Origin of the sequence: Labrys sp. KB_33_2 (genome assembly GCF_052114505.1) — a bacterium.
GTDB lineage: Bacteria > Pseudomonadota > Alphaproteobacteria > Rhizobiales > Labraceae > Labrys.
Window position 1 is genome coordinate 235,771 of sequence record NZ_JBFREW010000010.1, and the last position, 24,950, is coordinate 260,720.

General features: G+C 63.2%; 23 protein-coding genes. 14 read left to right on the plus strand and 9 right to left on the minus strand.

The genetic code is table 11. From position 1 onward, the window contains the following. The first annotated feature begins 150 nt into the window (after nucleotides 1-150). A complete protein-coding gene (locus AB4037_RS18875; RefSeq protein ID WP_441772549.1) occupies nucleotides 151-1,059 on the plus strand; it encodes a homocysteine S-methyltransferase family protein in 909 nt (302 codons plus the stop codon). Between the two features lie 64 nt (nucleotides 1,060-1,123). Here the strand turns inward: AB4037_RS18875 and AB4037_RS18880 are convergent, their stop codons facing one another. The 5 genes from AB4037_RS18880 to AB4037_RS18900 all read right to left on the minus strand — a co-directional run bounded on the left by AB4037_RS18880 (nucleotide 1,124) and on the right by AB4037_RS18900 (nucleotide 5,539). Beyond that, nucleotides 1,124-1,717 carry a hypothetical protein gene (locus AB4037_RS18880; protein ID WP_441772550.1) on the minus strand — a complete coding sequence of 198 codons (594 nt, stop codon included), beginning with the start codon at nucleotides 1,715-1,717 and terminating at the stop codon, nucleotides 1,124-1,126. A gap of 144 nt (nucleotides 1,718-1,861) precedes the next feature. Beyond that, nucleotides 1,862-2,776: an efflux RND transporter periplasmic adaptor subunit gene (locus AB4037_RS18885; RefSeq protein WP_434955972.1), complete on the minus strand. Its 915-nt coding sequence runs from the start codon at nucleotides 2,774-2,776 to the stop codon at nucleotides 1,862-1,864. Then, nucleotides 2,773-2,982: a DUF1656 domain-containing protein gene (locus tag AB4037_RS18890; RefSeq protein WP_441772551.1), complete on the minus strand. Its 210-nt coding sequence runs from the start codon at nucleotides 2,980-2,982 to the stop codon at nucleotides 2,773-2,775. The genes AB4037_RS18885 and AB4037_RS18890 overlap by 4 nt, the downstream gene beginning before the upstream one ends. Continuing rightward, nucleotides 2,979-5,087 (minus strand): FUSC family protein, encoded by a 2,109-nt coding sequence (locus AB4037_RS18895; protein WP_441772552.1) that lies wholly within the window; start codon nucleotides 5,085-5,087, stop codon nucleotides 2,979-2,981. The genes AB4037_RS18890 and AB4037_RS18895 overlap by 4 nt, the downstream gene beginning before the upstream one ends. After that, a complete protein-coding gene (locus AB4037_RS18900) occupies nucleotides 5,084-5,539 on the minus strand; it encodes a MarR family winged helix-turn-helix transcriptional regulator (RefSeq protein WP_434955970.1) in 456 nt (151 codons plus the stop codon). Before AB4037_RS18900 ends, AB4037_RS18895 begins: the two co-directional genes overlap by 4 nt. A 135-nt stretch (nucleotides 5,540-5,674) precedes the next feature. Here AB4037_RS18900 and AB4037_RS18905 point away from each other — a divergent pair, with 135 nt between their 5' ends. The 10 genes from AB4037_RS18905 to AB4037_RS18950 all read left to right on the plus strand — a co-directional run bounded on the left by AB4037_RS18905 (nucleotide 5,675) and on the right by AB4037_RS18950 (nucleotide 17,762). Then, a complete protein-coding gene (locus AB4037_RS18905; protein WP_441772553.1) occupies nucleotides 5,675-6,370 on the plus strand; it encodes a helix-turn-helix transcriptional regulator in 696 nt (231 codons plus the stop codon). Nucleotides 6,371-6,436: 66 nt separating this feature from the next. Next, the gene (locus AB4037_RS18910) at nucleotides 6,437-7,729 is read left to right on the plus strand and encodes an SDR family oxidoreductase (protein ID WP_441772554.1); all 1,293 of its coding nucleotides are present in this window, start codon (nucleotides 6,437-6,439) and stop codon (nucleotides 7,727-7,729) included. Further along, the gene (locus AB4037_RS18915; RefSeq protein ID WP_434955967.1) at nucleotides 7,726-8,199 is read left to right on the plus strand and encodes a DUF2269 family protein; all 474 of its coding nucleotides are present in this window, start codon (nucleotides 7,726-7,728) and stop codon (nucleotides 8,197-8,199) included. Before AB4037_RS18910 ends, AB4037_RS18915 begins: the two co-directional genes overlap by 4 nt. An 82-nt stretch (nucleotides 8,200-8,281) precedes the next feature. Further along, nucleotides 8,282-9,193 carry a 2-dehydropantoate 2-reductase gene (gene panE, locus AB4037_RS18920; RefSeq protein WP_441772555.1) on the plus strand — a complete coding sequence of 304 codons (912 nt, stop codon included), beginning with the start codon at nucleotides 8,282-8,284 and terminating at the stop codon, nucleotides 9,191-9,193. 62 nt (nucleotides 9,194-9,255) lie between these two features. Continuing rightward, the gene (locus AB4037_RS18925; RefSeq protein ID WP_441772556.1) at nucleotides 9,256-11,409 is read left to right on the plus strand and encodes a hydantoinase/oxoprolinase family protein; all 2,154 of its coding nucleotides are present in this window, start codon (nucleotides 9,256-9,258) and stop codon (nucleotides 11,407-11,409) included. Nucleotides 11,410-11,427: 18 nt separating this feature from the next. Beyond that, nucleotides 11,428-13,623, plus strand: a complete 2,196-nt coding sequence (locus AB4037_RS18930; RefSeq protein WP_441772557.1) for a hydantoinase B/oxoprolinase family protein — start codon at nucleotides 11,428-11,430, stop codon at nucleotides 13,621-13,623. Nucleotides 13,624-13,630: 7 nt separating this feature from the next. Beyond that, on the plus strand, nucleotides 13,631-14,137 hold the full coding sequence (locus AB4037_RS18935) for an acetone carboxylase subunit gamma (protein WP_441772558.1): 507 nt from the start codon (nucleotides 13,631-13,633) through the stop codon (nucleotides 14,135-14,137). Further along, nucleotides 14,134-15,645 carry a choline-sulfatase gene (gene betC, locus AB4037_RS18940; RefSeq protein WP_441772559.1) on the plus strand — a complete coding sequence of 504 codons (1,512 nt, stop codon included), beginning with the start codon at nucleotides 14,134-14,136 and terminating at the stop codon, nucleotides 15,643-15,645. The genes AB4037_RS18935 and betC overlap by 4 nt, the downstream gene beginning before the upstream one ends. Before the next feature lie 9 nt (nucleotides 15,646-15,654). Beyond that, nucleotides 15,655-16,479 (plus strand): SDR family NAD(P)-dependent oxidoreductase, encoded by an 825-nt coding sequence (locus AB4037_RS18945; protein ID WP_434955961.1) that lies wholly within the window; start codon nucleotides 15,655-15,657, stop codon nucleotides 16,477-16,479. 230 nt (nucleotides 16,480-16,709) lie between these two features. After that, nucleotides 16,710-17,762, plus strand: coding sequence for a response regulator transcription factor (locus tag AB4037_RS18950; protein WP_441772560.1), 1,053 nt, complete (start codon nucleotides 16,710-16,712; stop codon nucleotides 17,760-17,762). Between the two features lie 226 nt (nucleotides 17,763-17,988). Here the strand turns inward: AB4037_RS18950 and AB4037_RS18955 are convergent, their stop codons facing one another. The 4 genes from AB4037_RS18955 to AB4037_RS18970 form a co-directional block, all read right to left on the minus strand. Next, nucleotides 17,989-18,624, minus strand: a complete 636-nt coding sequence (locus AB4037_RS18955; protein ID WP_441772561.1) for an NrsF family protein — start codon at nucleotides 18,622-18,624, stop codon at nucleotides 17,989-17,991. After that, entirely contained in the window at nucleotides 18,621-19,166 is a 546-nt protein-coding gene (locus tag AB4037_RS18960) for a sigma-70 family RNA polymerase sigma factor (protein ID WP_441772647.1), read from the minus strand. Before AB4037_RS18960 ends, AB4037_RS18955 begins: the two co-directional genes overlap by 4 nt. 68 nt (nucleotides 19,167-19,234) lie before the next feature. Next, nucleotides 19,235-20,500, minus strand: coding sequence for a D-tagatose-bisphosphate aldolase, class II, non-catalytic subunit (locus AB4037_RS18965; RefSeq protein WP_441772562.1), 1,266 nt, complete (start codon nucleotides 20,498-20,500; stop codon nucleotides 19,235-19,237). A gap of 29 nt (nucleotides 20,501-20,529) precedes the next feature. Then, nucleotides 20,530-21,534, minus strand: a complete 1,005-nt coding sequence (locus AB4037_RS18970; RefSeq protein ID WP_441772648.1) for a LacI family DNA-binding transcriptional regulator — start codon at nucleotides 21,532-21,534, stop codon at nucleotides 20,530-20,532. A 463-nt stretch (nucleotides 21,535-21,997) separates the two neighbouring features. On the opposite strand from AB4037_RS18970, the gene AB4037_RS18975 reads away from it, so the two are divergent. From AB4037_RS18975 to AB4037_RS18985, 3 genes are all read left to right on the plus strand, one after another. After that, nucleotides 21,998-22,975 carry an ABC transporter substrate-binding protein gene (locus tag AB4037_RS18975; protein ID WP_434955957.1) on the plus strand — a complete coding sequence of 326 codons (978 nt, stop codon included), beginning with the start codon at nucleotides 21,998-22,000 and terminating at the stop codon, nucleotides 22,973-22,975. A gap of 190 nt (nucleotides 22,976-23,165) precedes the next feature. After that, nucleotides 23,166-24,203: an ABC transporter permease subunit gene (locus tag AB4037_RS18980; protein ID WP_434955956.1), complete on the plus strand. Its 1,038-nt coding sequence runs from the start codon at nucleotides 23,166-23,168 to the stop codon at nucleotides 24,201-24,203. Then, entirely contained in the window at nucleotides 24,200-24,943 is a 744-nt protein-coding gene (locus AB4037_RS18985) for an ATP-binding cassette domain-containing protein (protein WP_434955955.1), read from the plus strand. The genes AB4037_RS18980 and AB4037_RS18985 overlap by 4 nt, the downstream gene beginning before the upstream one ends. The last annotated feature ends 7 nt before the right edge of the window (nucleotides 24,944-24,950 follow it).

A 24,950-nucleotide genomic window follows, 5' to 3' on the forward strand; every position in this document is an offset into this window, starting at 1 on the left:
AATGGACTATATGGCGGAGGCCGGTTCGCGGTCATGCCCGCCACCCGGCATCGCGAGCGCACCTCTTCTGCCCTTGCCTCCTCCAGCAACACCTTGTTCTCCGACGTGAGGACAGCTAGTGGCTTTTGCATCATGGATGGAGTGCGCTACATGCCTGGAACGATCCGGATTCTCGATGGCGGCATGAGCCGGGAACTGCTTCGCCTCGGAGCAGAATTGCGCCAGCCCGAATGGTCGGCCCTCGCATTGATGGAAACCCCCGATACCGTCCGCCGAGTTCATGCCGAGTTTATCGAAGCCGGCGCCGAGGTGATCACCACCAACAGCTATGCCCTGGTCCCCTTCCACATCGGTGAGCAGCGCTTCCGCGAGCAAGGGCCTGCCCTGATCGACCTCGCCGGCCGGCTCGCAAGGCAGGCCGCCGAGAACAGTTCCGGCCGCAAGGTATTAGTCGCGGGATCGCTGCCGCCGATCTTCGGCTCCTATGAACCGCAGCGCTTCGATCCCTCCCGTGCCCAGGAATATCTCAGCGTTCTGGTCGCTGGCCTCGCGCCTCATGTCGATGTCTGGCTTGGCGAAACTCTCAGCCTGATCGCCGAGGGCGAAGCCGTCCGTCAGGCCGTTGCCGCTACCGGCAAACCCTTCTGGGTCTCCTTCACCCTGGCCGACGAGATGGGAGCCAAGGACGATGAGCCACGGCTGCGCTCCAGCGAAAGCGTGGCCGATGCCGCTGCCTGGGCGGCCGGGTCGGGGGCTGGAGCGCTGCTCTTCAATTGCAGCCGCCCCGAGGTGATGGGCAAGGCCGTACGCGTGGCCCGCCATTTGCTGGACGAACGGCGATCCGACCTCGAAATCGGTGTCTATGCCAATGCCTTCGAAGAACAGGAAGGAGATGGCGCCGCCAACGAGACCCTGCATGGCACGCGCGAGGACCTGACGGCTACCACCTATTCGCGCTTTGCCTGCGAATGGGCCGATGCGGGCGCCACCCTGATCGGCGGATGCTGCGGCATCGGTGCCCGGCACATTCATGATCTCGCGGCGGCCTTGAGGCGCTGAAGACTGCCTCGGATCGGCGCCTCACGCCCACCTCAGGTAGAGAGTCTCCGGCGCAATAATCGCCCTAGCCGGCTCTGCCCAGGGCAATGGCCGATCCGGTGAAAGGCAAGACGAGATCGTAACCTGTCGGCGGCGGCGCGATCGGCGTGGTTGCCGCGGTACCAAATTGAGTGATACCCGCCCCGACGGCCTGTGCGAGATCGTAGCGCCTTCCACCGAAGTCGAACGGATTACTCGCGGTCAGACGGGCCGAAAACACATTGGTACCCACGATGGCCACGCTCGCCGCAGTGAGCGAAGCTGCAACCGTGGTGCCGACCACCAGGCTGGTGCGGCGAAAGGTGGCGATACATTCGCCCTGTGCGAAGGAGGCCGGATCGGCAAAGGTCGCCCCTGGCCGCCGCTGCAGATACAGGGAGAATTCACCAACCGGGTCGAGCCCAAGCGACAATGCGCCATTGTCGATCCCATCCGCCTTGAACGGCGTGGCGGCAAAGGTGAAGTGAGCGTTGGTTTCGGCAGGAGTGCCGTCGAACAGCAGCGCGTCCGGGAACGGCAAATGCAGGAAGTAGCCGTAATCCGCCAACGAGCCGTCATTGGCACGGTAGAAGCGTCCGGTGGCGTACCAGGCAAGTTCGGCGGTCATCAGCGCGGTCATGAAGAGTCCTCAGCGGCAAAGGAACGCTACTCTATAGACCGGGAGCCAAGCGCGTTCACGATTGAACGCTTATCTGCTCCAACTTTGGGAGCTCGAAAAATCGAGGCGACACCGCACGCCCGCAGACGCGCCTCGATATTCTTCTCAGGATTTACTCGTCCCCCCCGAACCACCGGTGCCGACCTGTGGCGGCTTCGACTTGACGGTGACGGTCGCCGTCTGGCCCGCCACCAGGCGGAAGCCCTCCGGCAGCTTGTCGAGCGCCACGCGGATCGGCACGCGCTGGGCCAGACGCACCCAGGAGAAGGTCGGGTTGATGTTGGCCAGAAGATTCGAGCCGTCGCTGCGCTCGCGATCCTCGATGCCACCGGCGATGCTCTCGACATGGCCGCTGATGACGGCCGGCTGACCCATCAGATGGATGTCGACGGGGTCTCCCACCGCGATCCGAGGCAGCTTGGTTTCCTCGAAATAGCCCTCGACGCGCAGGGAGTCGGTATCGATGAGCGCGGTCACCGCCTTGCCCGCCGCGACATAGTCGCCGGGATTGAGGTGGAAGTTGGTGATCACCCCATTGACCGGCGCCTTGATCTCGGAGCGTTCGAGATTGAGCCTGGCCACCGCCTGGTTGGCGAGAGCCTGCTGGTAATTGGCGCTCGCAACGTCCTGGCTTGCCAAGGATTGCTCGATCTTCTGGGCGGATGCCACGTCCTTGCCCAGTTCGCTGTAGCGCACATAGTCGCGCCGCGCCTGCTCGAGCGTGGCCTTGGTGCCGGAGACGGCCGCATCGGACTGCTGCAAGGCGAGCTCGAAGCGCTTGGGATCGATGCGGATGAGAACGTCGCCGCGATGGACTTCCTGGTTGTCGCGGACCAGCACCTCGCTGACCAGCCCGGACACGTCCGGCGTGATGCCGACGATATCGGCCCGGACATGGCCATCCCGGGTCCATGGGTCGTTCATATAATAGTCCCACAGCCGCCAGCCGAAACCGGCAGCGATGACGACGACGATGAGGGTAATGAGGACTCGCCCCAGCGAGGCAAAAAAGCGTTTCACGATACGAACCGTTGAAAGATGGAAAACAAGCCGCTCAGCACGATGACGAACAATGCGAGATCGAACAGGGAGCGGTGCCAGACCAGGCGATAGACGCCAGCCCTGGCCAATGCAGAGCGGATCAGGAGACTGGCGATGATGGCGACGAGCGCGAGGATCATCAGGCTCGGCACATAGACGCCAAAGATATCGATGTCGGCGTTCACGATGCCAACTCCATTTTGGCGAGCCCCAGTTCGGCAAGGGCGGGCATGGCTGCGGGTGCGGCCAGGTTCACGGGTGCCGGCGAAGCGGGAAAGAGGGCGCGCCGCAAGCCGACGAGCGCCTGTACGGCATTCCGGCGCACGCTCGGCTCCACGCCTTGCGCAAAATCCGACAGAGCCTCGTCGATGGCGCCCAGCAGCGAAGCCGGAGGATCGACCGCCCTGCCCGTCGCCGCCCGCGTGCCGTAGAATCGGGCGATGGTGTCAAGCAATTGCTGTAGGCGCCGGCCCTGTGTGGACGACAGCTTGCCCCGGAGCCTCTGCAGATCGAGCACGTTGATGCCGACCCGCAGTTCCACCAGGAGATCGGCCGCCGCCACATCCTCGCTGACACCCTGGGCCGGCCGCGGCACCAACTGGCCAAGCCGATCGAAGACACGACCGGCGAAAGCATTGGCGTCGGCGTTGCGCCCGCCGCGAGAGGTTGCGGCAATGTCCGCCCAGCCGGCCCTGACCAGGCGCTTGGCGACCAGCGCTGCACCGAAGGGCCTGGTGGCCAGGGTCCAGACCAGGGCAAAGCCACCGCCGAGGATCGAGGCAACGGAGGAGTTCATGAAAGCAGAGAACTCGGCGCTGTAATTGGCCTGCAGCCCTACAAAGGATGCCGTATTCACCGCCAGCAGCATGGCGATCATGTTGAACTGCGGGCGCGACACCAGCGTCCCGACGAGAATGAACGGTACGGCGAACATCACCACCAGCCCGACATAGTCATGGGCAAGCGGCAGAAGGGCGAAGAGATACACCGCCGACAAGCCGACACTGATGGTCATCCACACCGTGAAGCTGCGGATCTGGTTGACCGGGTTGTCGATGGCGGCAAAGAAGGAGCAGCCGACCGCCGTCATGATCACACAGCCCGATCCCTCGCTCCAGCCGGTCCATATCCACATCAGGCCGGACAGGATGGTGGCGAGCACTACCGAGCCGACCTGGAAGGTCAGAAGCGCATAGTCGTAGTGGCTAACCTTGCCGACGGTCCGGCGCATGCGGAAGGTCGGACGCCAGCGGCTGATGCGGTCGCCGAGTTCGATCTGCCGCTGCAGTTGGCGGCAATCCTCCCACAGATCGACCAGTTCCTTCATGCGTTCCAAGGTGCTCGAAAGCACCAAGGCAGGCCATTGCGCCTGCTGGTCGCTGCCTGGATCGCTTTTTGGCTCCAACGCGGAAATATCGGCAAGCAGCCGGTCGGCCGCGCCGCGCTCATTGCCCTCTCCCGAGCGCATCCAATCAAGCAGGCGTGCACGCAGGGCTTCGATTCCGGCGACCTCCCCGCTCGTCTCATGCAAGGCGGCCAGACGGTCGTCCAGGGACGACAACAGCGGCAGGAGCAAGGCCATGCGCCCTCGCAGCTCGTTGGCGACGCGCACGGTCGCCTGGTTCGCCGTGTCATAGCTGAGCTGGCTGATCAACATGTCCATCGCCCGGATGTCGCTGGCCAGGCGCTGGCGTTCGGGTGTGGCGCCTGTTCCGGCACCATCCGTGAGTACGGCGCTCGCCCAGGCTCCCGCATCACGCAGCCAGCCCTTGATCTGCTGCGCAAGCACGGGCCCGATCCGGGCCGGAAAGAACAGGGAGTTCACCAAGGCGGCACAGACGATGCCGAGCGTGATCTCTTCGGCGCGGGAAATGGCGACGTCAAAGATCGTGTCCGGCGCATTGACGGTGGGCAATGCAATAAGGGGGAGCGTGTAGCCCGCCAGCATGAAGACATAGCTGCGCGGCGTGCGGTCCAGCAGGGAGACGAACAGGAAGACGCCGGTCCACAGGCCGACGACGATGATGAACAATTCGGGCGCGGACGAGAAAATGGGCAGTAGCAGGATCGACCCGGCCGCGCCGATGAAGGTGCCGAGTGCCCGATAGAGCGCTTTCGACGTCGTGGCCCCAGCCAGGGGATTGGCGACGACATAAACAGCCGCCATCGCCCAATAGGGCCGCTCCAGCCCGGCAGCCAGCGCGATATAGAGCGCCACCATCGAGGCCGAGAAAGCTTTGAGCGAGAAGACCCAGTCCCGAACGGTCGGCAGGGGAAAGCCGGCGGTCATGTCGCCGCCTCCGCCTGCTGGCGGGCCGACGCCTCCTCGATGGCGCGGAACACCCGCAGCGTTGCCTCGATGTCCTCCTGCGACACATGGCCAAGAATGCGGGCGCGCAAGGCGACGAGCTCCTGCTCGATCACGCTTGTCACCCTTTCGCCCTCGGCCGTCAGCCAGAGCGTCTTGGCCCGGCGATCTGCGCCCTCGCGCCTCTCGATCAGGCCGCTGACGCAAAGCTGGTCGAGCAGCCGCACCAGGGAGGCTCCTTCGATGCCGATCGCATCGGCGACTTCGGTCTGATTGACGCCGCCGCCCATGCGCTCGATCTGGATGAGCGGCACCGCGGCGGCGTCGGAGACGCCGTGGGCCGCGACGATGTCATGCACCAGACGGCGCCAATGGCGGCCGATCTGCTGGGTTTTCCCGGTCAATGCAAAGCGCAAGGCGTCAATCTTTTCCATGCCTAATAATTAGCATTCTAATTAAAAGCATGCAAATTATTTATTGCACCCGATAGCGCCGAACGAGAGAAAGCCTCCTGACATCATCTGTCAGTCGGGCGTATAGAATGATGGTTCCACGTCGGATGAGACGCCATGGCCCGAACGAGCCGCCTCCTCTCGCTCCTGCAGATCCTGCGCGGCAAGCGCCGGCCGGTGACGGCGGCTGCCCTGGCTGAGGAACTCGCCGTCTCCGAACGCACGCTCTATCGCGACATCGCCGAACTGGTCGCCCAGGGCGCTCCCATCCAGGGCGAAGCCGGCATCGGCTATATCCTGCGGCCCGGCTTGTTCCTGCCCCCTCTGATGCTCTCGGAGGACGAGACCGAGGCCATCGTGCTTGGCCTGCGCTATGTCGAGCAGCGCGGCGACGACACGCTGGGCGGCGCGGCCCGGGAGGCTCTCGCCAAGATCGAGGCGGTGCTGCCGCCTGCAGCGCAGGAAATCGCCCGCAATCCGATCGCCCTGCCCGGACCCAGCCACAAGAGATTCCCTGACAACAGGGTCGCGATCGAGGTGTTTCGCAGCGCCATCCGTGCCCAAACCAAATTGCGCATCGACTATGGCGACCTCAATGGCCAGGCGACCACCCGCGTGATCTGGCCGATTGCCATCGGCTTCATGAACGAGGCGCGCATGCTCGCCGCCTGGTGCGAGTTGCGTGAAGACTTCCGCCATTTCCGCACCGATCGCATCGCGGCCGCCAGCGAGATCGGCGAGCGCTATCCCGGACGGCGCAGCCAACTGGTGAAGACCTGGCGTGCCGTGATGGACGAAATCGCCAAGCGCTAGCCCCCTACTGCGCACCAGCTCTTCTTCTTGCTTGCCTCGCCATGGTAAACCGGGCAAACGGCCTCCATGCATATTCTCGTTCCCGGCGGTTACGGCTTGATCGGCTCGGCCATCGTTACGGCTTTGCTCGCGGCCGGCCACGAGGTCACGGGTCTCGGTCGTTCCGTCGGCCAGGCGCGGTTGCTCGAACCCCGTGCGCGCTGGCTTCAGCACGACCTCAAGGATCTCATAAGCGCCGAGGCGTGGCGCCCGCTCCTGAACGATATCGATGCCGTGATCAATGCCGCCGGCGTGCTGCAGAGCGGCCCTGGCGACGATGTGATGGTGACCCAGTCCCTCGCCATCGTCGCCCTTTTCGAGGCCTGCGAGCAGGCCGGAGTCAGGCATGTCGTCCAGATCTCCGCCGTCGGCGCCTCGGCTGACGCCGCCACCGTGTTCATGCGCAGCAAGGGCAATGCCGACGAGGCGCTGGAGGGCTCGTCGCTCGACTGGACCATCTTGCGTCCCGGCCTGGTGCTGGGCTCCTCGGCCTATGGCGGCAGTGCCCTGCTGCACGCCCTCGCCAGCCTGCCGGGCTTCATTCCGCTGCCGCCTGCGCCATCGATCCGCAGCGTGGCACTCGACGACGTCGCCGCAACCGCCCTGGCCGTAGTGGAAGGACGGCTGCCGCATCGGCGCATCTATGATCTCGTCGAGGACAAAGCGCATAGCCTCCAGGAGATCGTCGCCGCGCTGCGGGCAAGGCTCGGCCTGCCGCCCGCCCGTTTCGTCCGCTGGCCCCTGTGGATCTTCCGGCTTGGCTTTCGCTTCGGCGATGTGGCGGGCCTGCTCGGCTGGCGCCCGCCGATGCGCACGACCTCGCTCGACCAGATACTGGCCGGCATTGATGGCGATCCGGCGCCGCTCGGGGCCGCAAACGGCCGCTCGCTCAAAGCCCTGCCGGAGATCCTCGAAGCCATTGGCGGCACAGTGCGCGAACGCTGGTTCGCGCGCCTCTTCCTGCTCAAGCCGATTATCGTCACGACATTGGGCCTGTTCTGGCTGCTCTCGGGACTGATTGGTCTCATCGCGGCGGACCAAGCCGAGGCCGTGCTGACAGCGCGAGGCTTTGCGCCGATTACCGCGGCCCTCTTCGTCCATGGCGGTGCGATCGTCGACATCCTGCTCGGCGCAGCCATGCTTTGGCGACGGACGATGCCGGCCGCGGCGATCGGCATGATCGGCATCACCCTTGTCTATTTGCTTGCCGGCAGCGCGTTCACGCCCGATCTCTGGCTCGATCCGCTCGGTCCCTTCCTCAAGACGCTACCGGCGGCCGTACTCGCCTTGGTGGCGCTCGCCATCAAGGATGCGCGATGACCTATGCCGACCTGCTGCTCTGGCTCCATGTGATCGGGGCGACCGTGCTGTTGGGCACCGGGGCGGGCATCGCCTTCTTCATGCTCGTCGCCCACCGCACCGACGATGCCAGGCTGATCGCGCATGTCGCCGGCACCGTGGTTACGGCGGACCTTCTGTTCACCGCCACCGCCGTGGTGCTGCAGCCTCTCACCGGCGCCCTCCTGGCCCTGGAGATAGGCTGGCCGCTGAGCTCGCCCTGGATCGCGCTGTCCCTGGGACTCTACGTCTTCACCGGCCTGTTCTGGCTGCCCGTCGTCGTCATCCAGGTCAAAATGCGTGATCTCGCCAGGAAGGCCGTACAAGAAAATTCGGCTCTTCCCTCAGACTATTACAGGCTTTTCCGCATCTGGTTTGCCTGCGGTTTTCCGGCTTTCTTCGCCGTGCTCGCCATTCTCTGGCTGATGCTGATGAAGCCGCAATTCGGATAGTGCAGGCCTGGCTTGCTTGTCCGCGAATTCACGGAGACCTATACCTCAGGCTCGAATACAGCCAACCAATGGCGGAGGGACCATGCGCATCCTGGTTGTCGGTGCTGGAGCGACAGGCGGCTATTTTGGCGGCCGCCTGATGCAGGCGGGCCGTGACGTCACCTTCCTGGTTCGGCCCGCGCGAGCGGAAAAGCTGCGGACGGAAGGCCTCAGGATCGTCAGCCCGTTCGGCAATGCCGACCTTGCTCCGAAGCTGGTCACCACCGGCAGCATCTCCGCCCCCTACGACCTTGTGCTGCTCACCGTGAAGGCCTATGGGCTCGAAGCTGCCCTTGATGACATCGCACCCGCCGTCGCTTCCGAGACGATGATCCTGCCTGTGCTTAACGGCATGCACCATGTCGATCTCATCAAGGCCCGCTTCGGCGAGAAGGCCCTGCTCGGCGGCGTCTGCCTGATCGCCGCCACCATCGACGACGAGGATCGCATCGTGCAGCTCACGCCCATGCATAACCTCATCTATGGCGAGATGAGTGGCGAGCGGTCCGAGCGCGTCGAGGCAGTCGATGCGACCATGCAGGGGGCTGGCTTCAACGCCAAGCTTTCCGATGACATCGAGCGCGACATGTGGGGCAAATGGATCACGCTTGCCAGCCTTGGCGGCATCTGCTGCCTGATGCGCGGCTCGGTTGGCGAGATCGAAGCGGCACCAGGCGGCCGCGCCTTCGTGCAACGCTTCTTCGACGAGGTGGTCGGCGTGGTGAAAGCCGTGGGCAAGCTGCCGGGCGAGCCCATCCTGAACATGGCGCTCTCGATGCTGACCCAGAAGGATTCGGCCATGGCGTCCTCGATGTATCGGGACCTGCAGAAACGCGCGCCGATCGAGGCGGATCAGATCATCGGGGACCTGCTGGTGCGAGCTCAGGAGGCAGGAATGGAAACACCCCTGCTGTCAGCGGCTTACACAAATCTGGCGATCTATCAGGCAAGATGATCTGGAGCGTGGACATCGCGACATGCTTGCATGTCACAACCTCATCTGGGACGGGAACCGCGATGACAACGGCAGGCGCAGAGACAATCGGCAACCCCATCGTCATCGGCATCGATGCCGGCGGCACCATGACCGACACGATCCTGGTCGACGGCAACGGCCACTTCAAGATCGGCAAGGCAGCGACCACGCCGCGCGATGAATCGGAAGGCTTCATCATCTCGGCCGCCGATGCAGCCGATGCCTGGGGCATCTCGCTGGACGATCTGTTCTCCGGCATCGACGTGGTGCTCTACTCCGGCACCGGCATGCTCAACACCCTGCTCTCGCGTACGGGACGCAAGCTTGGCTTGATCACCACCAAGGGCCTGGAGGATATGATCCTGATGGGCCGTGGCCTGCAGGCCTGGGCCGACTATTCCTATGCCGATCGCCTGCACGCCATCACCCATCACCATCCGGATCCCCTGGTGCCGCGGCGCCGCACGCATGGGGTCACCGAGCGCGTCGACCAGTTCGGCGATGTGATCATCCCGCTTTATGAGCATGAAGTCGTCGCGGCGGTACGCAAGCTGATTGCCGACAAGGTCGACGCCATCTGCATCATGACGGTGTTCTCCCATGTCAATCCGGCGCACGAGAAGCGGATCGCCGAGATCGCCCGGGAGGAGATCGCCGCGGCGGGCACCGAGATCCTGGTCTATACCAGCCATGAGGTCCGCCCCGTCATCCGCGAGCAGTCCCGCCTCAACTCGGTGCTGATCGAAGCCTATGCCACCTCGCGCGGTCGCAGGCAGCTCAAGGGCATCGAGGACATTTCGAAAAAACACGGTTACCGCTATCGCGTGCAGACGCTGCTCTCCTTCGGCGGCCTCACCTCGATCGACCATCCCCGCCTGCACGAAACCATGATCTCCGGTCCGATTGGCGGCATTCTCGGCGCAGCCTATGTCGGCAAGCTGATCGGCAACGACTCGCTGATCTGCTCGGACATGGGCGGCACCTCCTTCGACATGGGCGTGATCACCCGCGGCCAGACCCGCATCGAGAACGAACCGATCATGGACCGGTTCAAACTCAACGTGCCGACGCTGCATCTCGACACCATCGGTGCCGGCGCCGGCATGATCCTCAAGGTCGACCCGTTGACCCGGAAGATCAGCCTCGGCCCGGAGAGCGCCGGCTCCGATCCCGGACCGATCTGCTTCAACCGGGGTGGCACCCGGCCGACCATCGCCGATTGCGACGCCATTCTCGGACGTCTTAACCCCAACTATTTCCTCGGCGGCAAGGTGAAGCTCGACGTGGAGAAGGCGACACGGGCCTTCAAGGAGCAATGCGCCGACATCCTCGGCGTGCCTCTGCACGAGGCGGCCGAAGGCATGATCGAGATGCTGGAGGCCGACGCCAACAATGCTCTGCGACGCGTGATCTCGGGCCAGGGCATTCATCCTTCCGAATTCACCTTGCTCTCCTATGGCGGTTCCGGGCCACTGCATCTGGCCGGCTGTAGCCGCGGCATCGGCTTCCGCGACATCATCACCTTCCAGTTCGCCGCAGCCTTCTCGGCCTTCGGCTGTACCACGGCCGACTATATGCGCCGCCACTCGATCTCGACGCAGATCGACATTTCGAGTTCGGCCGGCGATGACAGCCTGGCAGCGACAGCGGCCCGGATCTCGGGCGTGTGGGAAGAATTGCGCGACGCCGCAATCAAGGAAATGGCCGCCGACGGGCACGCCCTCGACAAGATCCGGACCGAGCCCTTCCTGATGATGCGCTACACCGGCCAGCTCGAAGACGTGGAGGTGCTCGCGCCGCTCCATCAGGCGGCAACGGCGGATGACATGCGCACCATCATCACTGCTTTCGAAGAGGTCTATGGCAAGATCAACCACCGCGTCTCACGCTACGGTTCGGCCGGCTATTCGGTGATGGAACTCGGCCTGATCGCCACGGCCGACAAGGTGAAGCCGACCCTGCTCAGGCGTCCGCTGGGCGCGACCAATCCGGCCCCGGCCCATAAGGGTACGCGTGAAGCATATATGGGCGGGCGCTGGCACAAGGCCGACCTCTACGAGATGGACGATCTTCAGCCCGGCCACGAGGTCAAGGGTCCCGCCATCATCGAACATCCCGCCACCACGCTGGTGGTCCATCCCGGCGACAGCGTCTTCATCGACGAGTGGACGCTGCTGCATTACCGCCACGCTTGAGCGAAGAGGATTAAACCCATGCTGGACCACGTGAAAGCACGCATGCCGCTTCGCGAACGGATGTTGGAATCCGAGCGGCTGATGGAAGAAACCGGCTGCTATGACGGCATCACCTCGCTGAAGCTGCGCAAGCAGGATCCTCTGAAATTCGAGACACTACATACCAAGCTGCGCGCCTATTGCGTCTCGGCGCGCGAAATGGCCCGCCGCATCTCCGCCTCACCCGGCGTGCGCGAGGTCGGCGAGATGGTGGTCGCCCTCTACACCCCGGAGGGCGACGCCATCGCGCTCTCCAACGGCATCATGGTGCATGTCCACACCATGAGCCGCTTCATCAAATGGATGATCCGCGAAGGCTATGAAGCCGATCCGGGCATCAATCCCGGCGACATCTTCGCCAACAACGACGCCTTCATCGGCACCGTACAGGTGCCCGACGTGATGGACGTGGTGCCGATCTTCCATTCGGGTGAACTGATCGGCTGGGCCGGCGCCGTGTGCCACGAACTCGAGGCCGGCGGCATCACGCCAGGTGGCGACGTCTGCCTGGCCCAGGAGCGCTTTACCGAAGGCCTGTTCGTCTGTGCCGAGAAGATCGGCACGAATGACGAGATCCGCCGCGATTACGTCATCCGTTGCGAGCGCAATCTGCGCATGCCGATCTACTGGGTGCTCGACGAAAAGGCCAAGGTCGCCTCGTGCATCGACATCCGGGAAAACCTGATCGCCCTCGTCGACGAGATCGGCCTGGATTACTGGAAGCAGATCTCCAAGGAATTCATCGAGGAAGGCCGCATCAGCCAACTCGCCCGCACGCGCCAGCTTACCGTGCCCGGCCTTTATCGCGGCCACACCTTCTATGGCCATGTCACCGAGGGCAAGCCGGGCTTCCAGCCCCTGGGCGATCCGAACTGGCTCTACAACATACCCGTCGAGATGGAGATCACCACCGACGGCAAGATCACACTCGACTTCGAGGGCACCCAGCCCTGGGGCTATCATTCGATGAACTGCACACCGGCCGGCATGGATGGCGGGATGTTCGTCACCCTGACCCAACACATGAACTTCGAAGGCCTGGTGAATGATGGCGCCTGGCTCGCCACTGAACTGAAACTGCCCAAGGGCACCTGGACCAACCCCGACAACGAGATGGTCGCGACGGCGACCTCCTGGGCCCTGCTGCTGCCGGCCTATGGCGTGTTCCAGCGCCTGCTCTCCCGCGGTTTTCTCGCCCGCGGCTTCGTCGAGGAGGTCTTCGTCGGCCAAGTCAACTCGCCGATGATCGAGATGGGCGGCGAGAGCCAATACGGCACCCTGTTCGGCATGGCCCATTTCGAATGCGCGGCTGCCGGCTCCGGTGCCCTCGCCATCAAGGACGGGCTCGACACCGCCTATGTCGGCTGGAACCCGGAATCCGACATGGGCAATATCGAGATATGGGAACAGAACATGCCGATGCTCTATATCGGCCGCTCGATCCTGCCCAACTCCGGCGGGTCGGGCAAGTATCGCGGCGGCTGTGCCTTCATCTCGACCTGGCTGATCAACAAGACGCGGCATCTACGCCTGATGACCTCGGAGCATTCCTCGCGAGTCTTCGACAATGGCGGGATGTGCGGCGGCTATCCTGCGCCGACCTGCCAGATGCACCGGGCCGTGCGCGATACCAATCTTGCCGAGATCATCGCCGACAGGCGGCCTCTCCCCCACACCATCGGCACTGACCCGGCTCATTCGGACTTGGAGAAACTGGTCGAAGGCCGGCACATCACCGAGGAAGGCCCCTATATCACCGCGCCGCACAAGTCCGGCGACATCTTCACCCATTCCTATAATGGCGGCGGCGGTTACGGCGACGTGCTGGAGCGCGATCCGATCAAGACCGCGCAGGATGTGGAAAACGGCTACCTCACCCCGGAAGCATCCGAGCAGGTGTTCGGCATCGTCATCCGAGAAGTCCCGCAGACGGATCGGCTGGAGGCCGATCTCGCAGCCACCGCCGCCTTGCGCGAGAAGATGCGGGCTGAACGCATCGCGACGTCCGTGCCTGTCTCGGCCTGGATCGCCGAGGAGGCCAAGCGCGTCGCCGCCAGCGACTTCGCGCCCGAGGTCGCCAAGATGCACGCCAATGCGATGAAGCTCTCGCCGCGCTTTGCCGCCGACTTCCGCAAGTTCTGGGGCCTCGACGCCTCCTTCACGGTTCACTACTGAGGTCAGCATGTCCAGCTATCCCAAGGAAACCATTCGCGAACTCGTTGCCGGCAGCCTGCCCTGGCACCAGACCCGGCAGATCATGAGCGCCTATAAGGACGACGACCGTTTCCAGACCTATATCCAGGTCCTGCAGGAGCGGATGGCCTGGAAGGACCCGATCCTGCTGCCGGTCGGCGATCATCTCTTCATCGCCGACACGCCGAATGGCCGCGTTACCAAATGCGAATGCGGCCAGGAGTTCGGGCATTACAGGAAGAACTGGAAACTCGGTGCCCATATCCGCGTGCGCCGGACCAAGGAGGCCCTGCGCGAGATCTATCCCAATTCCGATATCCCCGATCCGGAATGGATGGAAATCCGGGAATTCCTCTGCCAGTCTTGCGGCACCCTTCATGAGGTCGAGGCAGCCGCTCCCGGTTATCCGATCGTGCATGATTTCGAGCCGGATCTGGAGGGCTTCTATCGCGAATGGCTCAAGCGGCCTCTTGAACCCGAGGGAGATGCTCGATGAGTCCCCCCAACATCCTCATTCTGATGGCCGATCAGTTGGGTGCCCCGGCGCTCGGCGTCTACGGCCATCCTGTTGTGAAGACCCCCAACCTCGACCGCATCGCCAAAACCGGTGCGGTCTTCGACAATTTCTACTCCAACTTTCCCCTCTGCGCTCCCGCGCGGCTGGCGTTGATGACTGGGCGGCTGTGTTCGAACATCCAGGCCTGGGACAATGCCGCGCAGATCCCGTCTGATGTTCCCACCTTCGCCCATTATCTGCGCGTGCTCGGCTACCGGACCTGCCTGTCGGGCAAGATGCACTTCATCGGGCCCGATCAGTTGCATGGTTTCGAAGAACGGGTAACGACCGACATCTGTCCATCCGATTTCAACTGGACGGCCGACTGGGACGATCCGTGGCGGACCATGGACTGGTTCCACAACATGAAGAACGTCAGCGACGCCGGCATAGCCGAACGGGCCCTGCAGCAGGACTATGATGAGGAGGTCGCGCACAACGCCCGGCGCTGGCTGTTCGACCAGGCGCGCGACAGCGACGATCGCCCCTTCCTGCTCGTTGCCTCCTTCACCCATCCGCACGATCCCTATGTGACGCCGCAACGGTTCTGGGATCTCTACGATCACGACAAGATCGACATGCCCCGCGTGCCTTTCATTCCTCCAGCCGAACGGGACGCGCATTCACGGCGACTGTGGGAACAATATGATCGCGGAGAGTTCGGGGTCGGCGATGAGCATGTGCGCGCTGCCCGCCACGCCTATTACGGCAGCGTGTCCTATCTCGACGAGCGAGTTGGAGAGGTTTTCGATGCGCTTGAGCGCTCCGGGCATGGCAAGGACACCATCGTGATCTTCCTCGCCGATCATGGCGACATGCTTGGCGAGCGCGGCCTCTGGTACAAGATGAGCTTCTATGACTGGTCGTCGCGCGTGCCCCTGCTCATGGCCGGCCCCAACGTGCCGGCAGGCGCCCGCATCAAGGCGAATGCTTCCCTCGTCGATATCCTGCCGACCCTGGTCGAGATCGCCGCTGGCCCGGAATGGAACGATTACCCCGAAGGTCCCGACGGGCGCAGCCTGCTCTCCCTCCTGAGACAGGACGCCGACGATCGTATCGCGGTCAGCGAGTTGATGTCGGAGGGCGTGGCGGCCCCTTATGTGATGCTGCGCAAGGGCCGCTACAAATTCACCTATGTCGAGCACGACCCGCCGCAGCTCTTCGACATGGAAGCCGATCCGGACGAGGTGCATGACCTCGCAGGAGATCGGGGCCATGCGGGCGTGGTGCGGGACATGCTCGGCGAGGTCGAGCGCCGGTGGGACATGTCCAGGCTCAAGCGGGAAATCATCGCCAGCCAACGTCGGCGCCGCCTCGTCTACAAGGCGCTGAGCACCGGCAAGATCACGCCCTGGGATTATCAGCCCTGGAGCGATGCTTCGTTGCAATATTATCGCGGGACGAAGTCGTATCACGAGGCCGAGGCCCGTGAATTCATCCGGCCATAAGGGAAGACCATGACCAGCTTGAAAGGCCGTACCGCGCTCATCACCGGCGGCCTCACCGGCCAGGGCCTCGCCATCGCACAGGCTCTGGCGAGCGTCGGCGCCAATGTCGCGGTCGGCTCCTATATCGGCGAAGGCGCGCGCCTGGGCGATGCCGCCGCCTATCCCGAGCGGGCTGAACTGCAGCGCGTGCGCGCCATGCTCGAGGCTGAGGGCGTCAAGGTGCATGCCGGCCATCTCGACGTGCGCTCCAGCGAGATCATCGAGGCCTTCATCGAGGCGGCCGAAACAGCCTGCGGCCCCATCGACATCCTGGTGAACGCCGCCGGTACCACGGCCGAACAGCCGGTCAGCGGCCATTCCGATGCACTCTGGGACAAGATCCTCGACACCAATCTCACCGGGGCTTTTCGCACCACGCGCAGCCTCCTGCCCGGCATGATCGCGCGGGGCTGGGGCCGCGTCATCAATATCGGCTCGACGGCCGCCAGTGTCGGCTGGAAGGACAACCCGGCCTATTGCGCTTCCAAATCCGGCTTGCTGGGCTTGACGCGCTGCGTAGCGTTGGAAGGAGCGCCGCATGGCGTCACGGCCGTGATGATCTCACCGACCTGGGTGGAGACCGAGTTGATGCGCCGCAACGTCGCCCAGGTCGCCGAGCGCGACGGCAAGGGGGAAAGCCTGGAAAGCGCCATGGCCCGGATTGCGTCTCAGAATCCGCAGCAGCGCATCATCCAACCCGACGAAGTGGCTGGTCTCGCTGTCTTTCTCTGCAGCCAGGCCGCCAAAGGCATCACGGCCGAAAACATCCAGATCACCGGGGGGGCGCTCTGGTAGAAAGCTTCAGGGAACGCTACCCTGCCTCTATGCCAAGGGTTTGCGGGTCAATAGACGGATTAAATTAGCTCGACCTTTGTCATTGCCGGGCTTGACCCGGAAATCCAGCTCCCTTCCGGTTATCGGGGCCGCTGGATGCCTGGGCCAGGGTCCGGGCATGACAAAGGCAGCGTCTCACTTATGTCAGACAGCACCTGTGGCCGAATGCGACTTCGGCGTGGAATGTACGGATGAAATCTTCCCTGATCGCTTCCGGCCTTCCGCTCGCCACCGTCAATGCTGCCATCGGAGAGGCCGCCCGGCTGGTAGGAACATCCGACTTCTATGTCGCCCTGCTCGCGGCCTTCCGTTCCCTGGTCTCGCACGACATCGCCACCATGGTGCGCTATTCGGCGGTCGGCCGGCCGAGCTTCCTCATGCATCACGGTTTCTCGGATGCCCTGGCCCGCCAATATGAGACGACCTTCCATGTCTTCGACCCGTTCCATCGCTATTGGGCGCAGACGGAACGGCCCGGCGTCGTCAGCCTCGACATGTTTCCGGCCACGGCCACCCGGCAGAGCCGCTATGTCCGCGAATTCCTGCAGGAATCCAGCATCACCGACGAACTTGGTTACTTCCTTCCCGCCATGGGACGGGCCAGCGTTGCCTTGTTCCTGGAACGTCGCATCGGCCGCTTCCTCGACAGTGAACGCACGGCCATGGAAGATTTCTATCCCCTGTTTGCCGGGCTGGAGAGCGCGCATGTCAATGCGGTCCTGGCGGCGGCGATCGGGCGCGGCGCAGGCGGCGTCTCCCTGCCGCTGGCCATCATGCTGCGCGACCTCGAAGGCTGCGTCATCCACGCATCGGAGGCCTGGCGGGAATTTGAAAGCAGGGATGCCGGCCTGCCGCGTGCCGTCGAACGGCTGACGGTCGAGAATGCCGGCGAAGCCATACTGGACGAAGCCACCGTTCTGCACAGGACCCGTATCTCGCCAACCCATGGCTCCGCGTCGGAAGGCTGGCTTTTCACGGTGGAGAAATCGGCATCCTCTTCAACGGATTACGACCAGACGATCATCTCCAAGCTCAATCCGACCCTCACGCCCCGGGAGATCGACATCGTCAAGCTGGTGCTCGAAGGCCACCCTACCGCCACCATTGCCCAGCGCCTCAAGCTCCAGCGTGGGACGGTGAAGAACCACCGGCTTCGCATCTATGAAAAGCTGGACATCACGTCGGAGCGCGAACTCTTCCTCACCTATATCCAGGCGCTGCAGAGGCATCGACCGAACGGCTAGACTCTCTCAAAAAAACCAGTCTTTACAGAATGATAACCATAAGACCCAAACCAAATCATTCGTTTCCGCGTAAAAAGCAAAGCGGCTTGGTGATGGCTATCGGAGAATAGCCACCGCCCTGGAAGTTAAATTCAAAGAACAAATAACAATAACAACATATTGCAGGGATATTCAAAATACCCGCTTCATTGCAGAGCATGTCGATGGCCACGAGGCCATGCCGTGCTCACCAGCGCAGCAAACGACGGCCGGCGATATATCCCAAGACGGTGACGATACCTGTCGCCAGGCTATACCAGGTGGCGACGAAAAGCGGGCTGTCGTCCACACAGTGGCTGGCATAAAGGGTTGCCGCGATGCCGCTGGCGGCCAAGCCTGCCACCGCCCCGGCCCTGCCGGGGTTCTCGGGAGCGCCCTGGCGCAGGGCATAGAGAATGCAGGCCAACGGCCCGAGCGCCAGCAAGGGTATCAGCATCAGGCAATAGCGGGCATTGACACCCATCCAGCGTATTCCCCAACTGGCGGGCGGCATGACCATCATTTCCACGGCGACTGCGCCAATCAAGAGCAAGGGTGCAACGACCAAAGCAAGGCGCCATCCCCCCGATTGTGCACCCGGCCTGACCAGACGCAGGATCAGGCCACAGGCCGAAACGGCCAGTGATGCCGTCACCACGAACTTGAACAGGAAGCGCCATGTCTCGGCAGCCGCGGAGATATCGGGACGAGGACGGAAGCCGACGAAGAAAAGCATGGCCGAAAAAGCCGTCCCGACGATCACCGCCAGTCCGAAAGCCCTGCCGAGGGACCATCTGACCGGCGCATCTTCCGAAATGGCATTGATGAGATCGTCGGTCTTCACGACTGGTCACTCCGATAGAGCGCTGCGAGCTTCTTGAGGCCCCGATGCAAAGCAACGCGCACGGCCACTTCCGTCATCTTCAACTTTGCAGCCGTCTCCCGGATGCTGACGCCGCCTAAGGAGATGGCTTCCACGATGTGCCGTTGCGGCGGTTTGAGATGCGCCAGCATTTTCTCGGCCTCATGCTGGGACAGCACGGTTGCCGGCTCCTGCGCTTCGAGAATCTCGATCACGTCCTCGATCGGCACCATAACCTGCCGTCCCCGACGGCGCATGGTATCGATCATCTTGTTGCGCACGATCGTCGAAAGCCAGGGACCGAGCGGGCGCGACTGGTCCCAGGTTCCACGCTTGAGATGAATGGCGAGCAGCACTTCCTGCACGACGTCCTCGACCTCCGCCGATGGGGCACCGAAACGCTCGCAATAGCGGCGCGCCGTGCCGCGCAGATAGGGCGTCACCGACTGCAGGAACCGCCGATAAGCCGGCGCATCTCCAGCGATCGACTGCCGCAACCATGCCGCCCACTCCTCTTCGCGCATGGGATTATGCACGAGCCTTCCTCTCTACGGCCGGTCTCACGGCTTTGTTACCAAATGCCGGCGCCGACTCACTGCACCGCCGTCGCCCCGGCATAATCGTCCAGCACCGCGCGTATGGCCAGAGAGAGGCAGGCGGCCATATCCAGCGGTCCGTCATACCCCGCCGCTGCAGGCACGAACTGATGCACCAAAGTGGGTGGCAAGGTGCGCCCCGCCAGCGCCTTCGACAAGCGCGCCACGGCGCGCGCTGCGACCGGATGCGGCCAGTAATAGCGGATGCGGTCACTGTAGCTATAATGGCGCAGCACGTGCCGGCCGGCGGCATCGCCTTGATAATAGCGCTGCCAGTAGCCGGGTTCGGCCAGCATCAGGGCCTCCATCGCCCTGGCCAGCGAGCGTTCGCCATAGGAGGCATCGAGTTCCCCGGCGATGAGATCGAGGCCGTAGAGCGCCTCGCGCCAGGCAAAGGTCAGGCCGGGCCCGACTTTCAGGATGGCAAAGCCATCGGCCACCAGTTGCGCCAGCTTTTCCCGTGGTTGGTAGTCGGTGGAATGGGCCTCGAACACGAGGGAGGGCTCGTTGCCCAGCACGCCGATGAGATCCCGGGCCTTCTCGGGTCGGTAGACCACCACATCCTCATGGCCAAATTCGACGCCGGGCTGCACCACGAGACCAATCACGCGCTCCAGCGCCGCCTCGACGCCTTGCTGGCGAAAGATGGTCCGATGGGTCTCGATGGTCTGGCGTGCCGCTCCCGCCGCGGTCGGCTGCAGGCTGTCGAGCGCATGCCAGGCGCCCCCCGGCACCGGCACCTCTGTGCCGATGATGTAGACCGGCAGAGGCAACCCATTGTCGCGGGCTGTCTGCTCCGCCACCCAGGTCAGGCGGGCGGCACGCCTGGCCGTGGTTTCGTCGTCGAGCGCCTCGGGTTCGCCCTTGCAGCCCATGCTGGCATCGAGATGGATCTTGCCGAACCCCGCCGCGACATAGGCCGCCATCATCGCCTCGGCCTTGGCCATCGCCTCTTCCGCCTCGAGATGGCGCCAGGGATTGGGACCGAGATGATCGCCGCCAAGGACCAGACCGGCAGTGTCATAGCCGACTGCCTTCGCCTTCCCGAGCACGAAACGCCTGAAATCGGCCGGCGTCATGCCGGTATAGCCTCCCTCCTGGTTCACCTGGTTGCAGGTCGCCTCGATCAGCACCTCACGCCCGCGCTCGCGGCCATGTGCCAGCGTCGTCTCGATCACGTCCGGATGAGCCGAGCAGATCGAGGCGATGCCCCGCGGCCTTCCGGCACGGCGCGCAAGGGCCAGGTCGAGAAGCTTGGTCATGTAGGGTCTCCGTAAAATGTGGATCGCAATCAGGCCGAAGCCCGCATCATCAATTGTGCCTCGAGCCGCAATTGCTGCTGTCCTTGTGCAGGTTCCTCGCCCTCGACCTGGGCGAGCAGCAACTCGACGCCGAGATTGCCGAGGCGGAAAAAGTCCTGCGCCACCGTGGTCAAGGGCGGACAGCCGAAACGGCTATAGGGCTGGTCGTCATGGCCGGCGACGCGCAATCGGCAATCGGCTTCACGTCCGACCTTCAGGCCGCGCTGGAAGGCGGCGGCCATCACCCCTACGGCGATACGGTCATTGGCGCACAGCACCGTCGAGGTCGGAAACCCCGCGCCGTCGATCACCTGCAGGGCCTCGGCATAGGCGATTTCCTCGAAACGCCAGTCCGGCTTGCCTGCAACAGTGATGATCTCCGGCCGGAAGCCGAGCCGCTCCATTGCCTGGACATAGGCATTGCTGCGCTCGGCGGCATTGTGATTGACCGCAGGCATTTCAAAGAAGCAGGGAGGCGTCCCCGTGCGGCAGAGATAATCGGTGATCAGACCGATGCTCTGCTCATTGTCGGTGCCGACGAAGGGCGAGCCGTCCTGCAGGGAGGAATCAAGATAGACCACGGGAATATGGGCACGCAGGGTCTCCATCCGTGTCGCATCGGTATAGGCGCCGAGGGGGGCGATGATCGCTCCGGCAATCTTGAGCGACAGCAGCGTCTCCACCGAACGCGCCTCATGCAGGGCATCTCCTCGCGAGGAGAGCACCAGCACGAAGTAACCATCCTGCGCGCAGCGTCGCTCGATGTGACGCACCATCTCCGAATAGAACATGTCCGAGGTATCGGGCACGATCACGCCGATGATCTTGGGCCGCTTTCGGTTGAGGTTCACTGCAAACAGGTTCGGCCGATAGTCATACTTGGCCAGGGCCCGCTCGATGCGAGTGCGGATCGATTTGCGCACACTGCCAGGGTCGTTGAAATATTTCGACACGGTTGGCCGCGAAATGCCACTGAGCTCGGCGAACTCGGCCATGTTCCTGATCTTTCGCACCAACCGCCGCTCCCTGTCGTGTTCAGCTCGCCTTGAATTTTTACACAGGCAAACAATTTTATTTTTTACATGCCATAAAATTGGCCACCCGGAAATTTGATCCGATCATTGCTCTCAAAAAATATAATGTTTTAGTTCAATGCGATAATGCCAAAACCCTTCCTCCGAACAAGGCACATTTTGTCAATTTTTCCATGAGCAATATCTTTAATTGACGCTCATCACGCAAAACCATAGTCTGACAATTAATAAAAGACAAAAACAAATTCAGGGAAGGAGAAGACGAGAGCGCGCGACGCGAATTTACTCGCGTTGGCCGCAATCAAAATCTCTTTCCTCACCTTGATCGGCGGCCTTTCCCGCCATGACCGGCCGGCTACCTCCCGTCAGAAGAGGATCCGTGCCGGAGGGATCGATCCGACTTACGTCAAACCGAGGAAACGACATGAGGAAACTGCTTACGGCCCTCGCGGCTCTTGCCATCGGGGCCAGCGTGCTCGCCGCTCCGGCGCAGGCCCAGGATAAGAAATACACCATCGCCCTCATCCCGGGCCTGACCACCGACGCCTTCTACATCTCCATGCGCAAGGGCGCAGAGGCCGCCGCCAAGGTGGTGGGAGCCGAACTGGTGTTCCAGGGCGCGCCCGACTTCAACCCGGTGACGCAGACGCCCGTGCTCGATGCCGTCATCGCGCGCAAGCCCGACGCCATCCTGATTGCGCCGACCGACAAGGTTCAGCTCGTCCAGCCGCTGAAGAAGGCCATCGATGCCGGCATTCCGGTGATCACCGTCGATACCTTCATCGGCACCGGCAAATATCAGACCGGCGCGGGTGACGCCGACTTCCCGCTCTCCTATGTCGCCTCGGACAATATTCTGGGCGGGCGCATCGCGGCCCGTGCCCTCGCCAAGGCTATCGGCGAGAAGGGCAAGGTCTATGTATCCAATGTGAAGCCGGGCATCTCGACCACGGATCAGCGCGAGGAAGGCTTCAAAGACGAGATGAAGAATTATCCCAATATCTCTGTTCTTGAAACGCAATTCAACGACAATGATGCCAACAAGGCCGCTTCGCAGATGCAGTCGGTCTTCGCCCGCAATCCCGATCTTGCCGGTGTGTTCGGCGCCAATCTGTTCTCCGCTCTGGGTGCCGCCAATGGCGTGCAGCAGGCTGGCCAGAGTGGCAAGATCCGTGTCGCCGCCTTCGACGCTCCGGCCACGATCGTCGACAACATCAAGTCCGGCCTGGTCGACATCGCCATCGCCCAGCATCCGGCGGAGATCGGCTATTTCGGCGTGCTTTCCGCCTATGCCCATCTGACTGGCCAATCGATCCCTGCCTCGATCGGCACGGGCTTCACCGTGATGGACAAGTCCAACGTCGACAAGCCGGAAGTTGCCGCCTTCATCTACAAGGAATGAGGCCTTCCTCGCATCTGCGCCGCCGGAGCCTTTGGAGCAGGACGCTCTAGAGGAAAATGACTTTTCTCCGAATTGCCATTTTTCTCTAACTTTTTGTTTTGACGCGTTTTCTTAATCGAAAAGTCTGTCAACTTTTCTGGAAAACGCTCTGGCCCGGCGGCCTCTTCATGACCTCTCAACGGAGCGCCTGATGTCGGCAGCCCAATCCTCCCTCAGTCGGGCGCAGCCCGCGGCAGGACCTCATCCCATCCTTCTGCGCATCGCGGAGCTCAGGGCCTGGCTTTTCCTGGTCCTGCTCCTGGTCTTCTTCGAGTGCTGGGCCCGGATCGCCTATGGCTCGACCTTCGTATTCTCGGTTCCCACGCTGCAATCGATCTCGATCTATGCCGTCGCCCCGCTTCTGCTGGCGCTCGGCTCGACCTTCGTGATCATTTCGGGCGGCATCGACCTCTCGATCGGCTTCATCATGGGGCTGTCGGCCGTGGTGGCGGCCCATACCGCCAATCTCGCGGGCGCCTCCATGCCGCCCTTCCCGGCCATGCTGATCGGCATTGTGGCCGGCGTCGCCGTGGCCACCGTCCCCGGCTATATCAACGGCCTGCTGATTTCGAAACTCAGGGTCCCTCCCTTCATCGGCACGCTCGGCATGTATGGCGTGGCTCGCGGCATCGCCTATCTGCTCGCCGGCGGCACCACCGTCCCGGTTTCGAATGCCTGGTTCGCAGCGCTTGGCAATGGCCGCCTCTACGGGGTGCCCGTCGTGGTGATCGTGGCCGCCCTCTTCCTCATCCTGATGCACTATCTGCTTTCGCAGACGCGCTTCGGCCAGCACACCTATGCCATCGGCGCCAGCGAGCAGGCCGCGCTGCGGGCCGGTATCAATGTCTCCAGGCATACCCGCAAGCTCTACGTGCTGTCGGCTGTCTGCGCCGGCATCGGCGGCGTGCTCTATGCCGCCCGCTTCACCGCTGGTGCGGCCCAAGCCGGCGAACCGCTCCTGCTCGACTCGATCGCCGCCGTGGTGATCGGCGGCGCTAGCCTGTTCGGCGGCTCGGGCTCGATCTCCGGCACGCTGGCCGGAGCGCTCGTCATCGCCGTCATCCAGTTCGGCCTCGTCTACATCAATGTCGAGCCCTTCTGGCAATTCGTCTCGGTGGGCGTCGTCATCATCGTTTCCGTGCTGGTCGACCAGGCCCAGCGCAGCATTGCCGGAGGCCGCCGCTCATGAGCACCCAGCCTCTCCTCGACATACGCGACGTCTCCAAGCATTTCGGCGGCGTCACCGCGCTCAACGGCGTCTCGCTCCAGCTCAATGCCGGCGAGGTCGTGGCTCTCGCTGGCGACAACGGCGCCGGCAAGTCGACCCTGATCAAGACCATCTCCGGCGTCTACCAGGCCGATGGTGGCGAGATCCGGCTGAAGGGCGAAGTCGTGAAATTCGCGACCCCCGAGGCCGCGCGTGGCCATGGCATCGAGACGATCTACCAGGACCTCGCACTCGCCGACAATCTCTCCATCGGCGCCAACATCTTCCTGGGACGCGAGCCGATGACGAAGGCCTTCGGCTTCCTGCCCGTGCTCGACCGCAAGAAGATGGCCAAGGCGGCGCAGGAGACCATGGCGCAGCTTGATTTCCACGTGACTCGCCTCGATGCCCCCGTCGGCAATTTCTCCGGCGGCCAGCGGCAGGCGGTCGCCATCGGTCGTGCCGTCTACTGGAACGCGCAGGTGCTGATCATGGACGAACCGACCGCCGCTCTCGGCGTGCCCGAGCAGCGCAAGGTCGTCTCCCTGATCAAGACCCTCAAGGCCCAGGGGCGCGGCATCATCTTCATCTCGCACAATCTGCAGGACATCTTCGCGGTCTCCGACAGGATCGTGGTGCTACGCCGCGGCACCCTGGCGGGCGAGCGCCTGATCGCCGAGACCAATCATGACGAGATCGTCAAGCTGATGGTGGGCGGCTGAGAAGCGC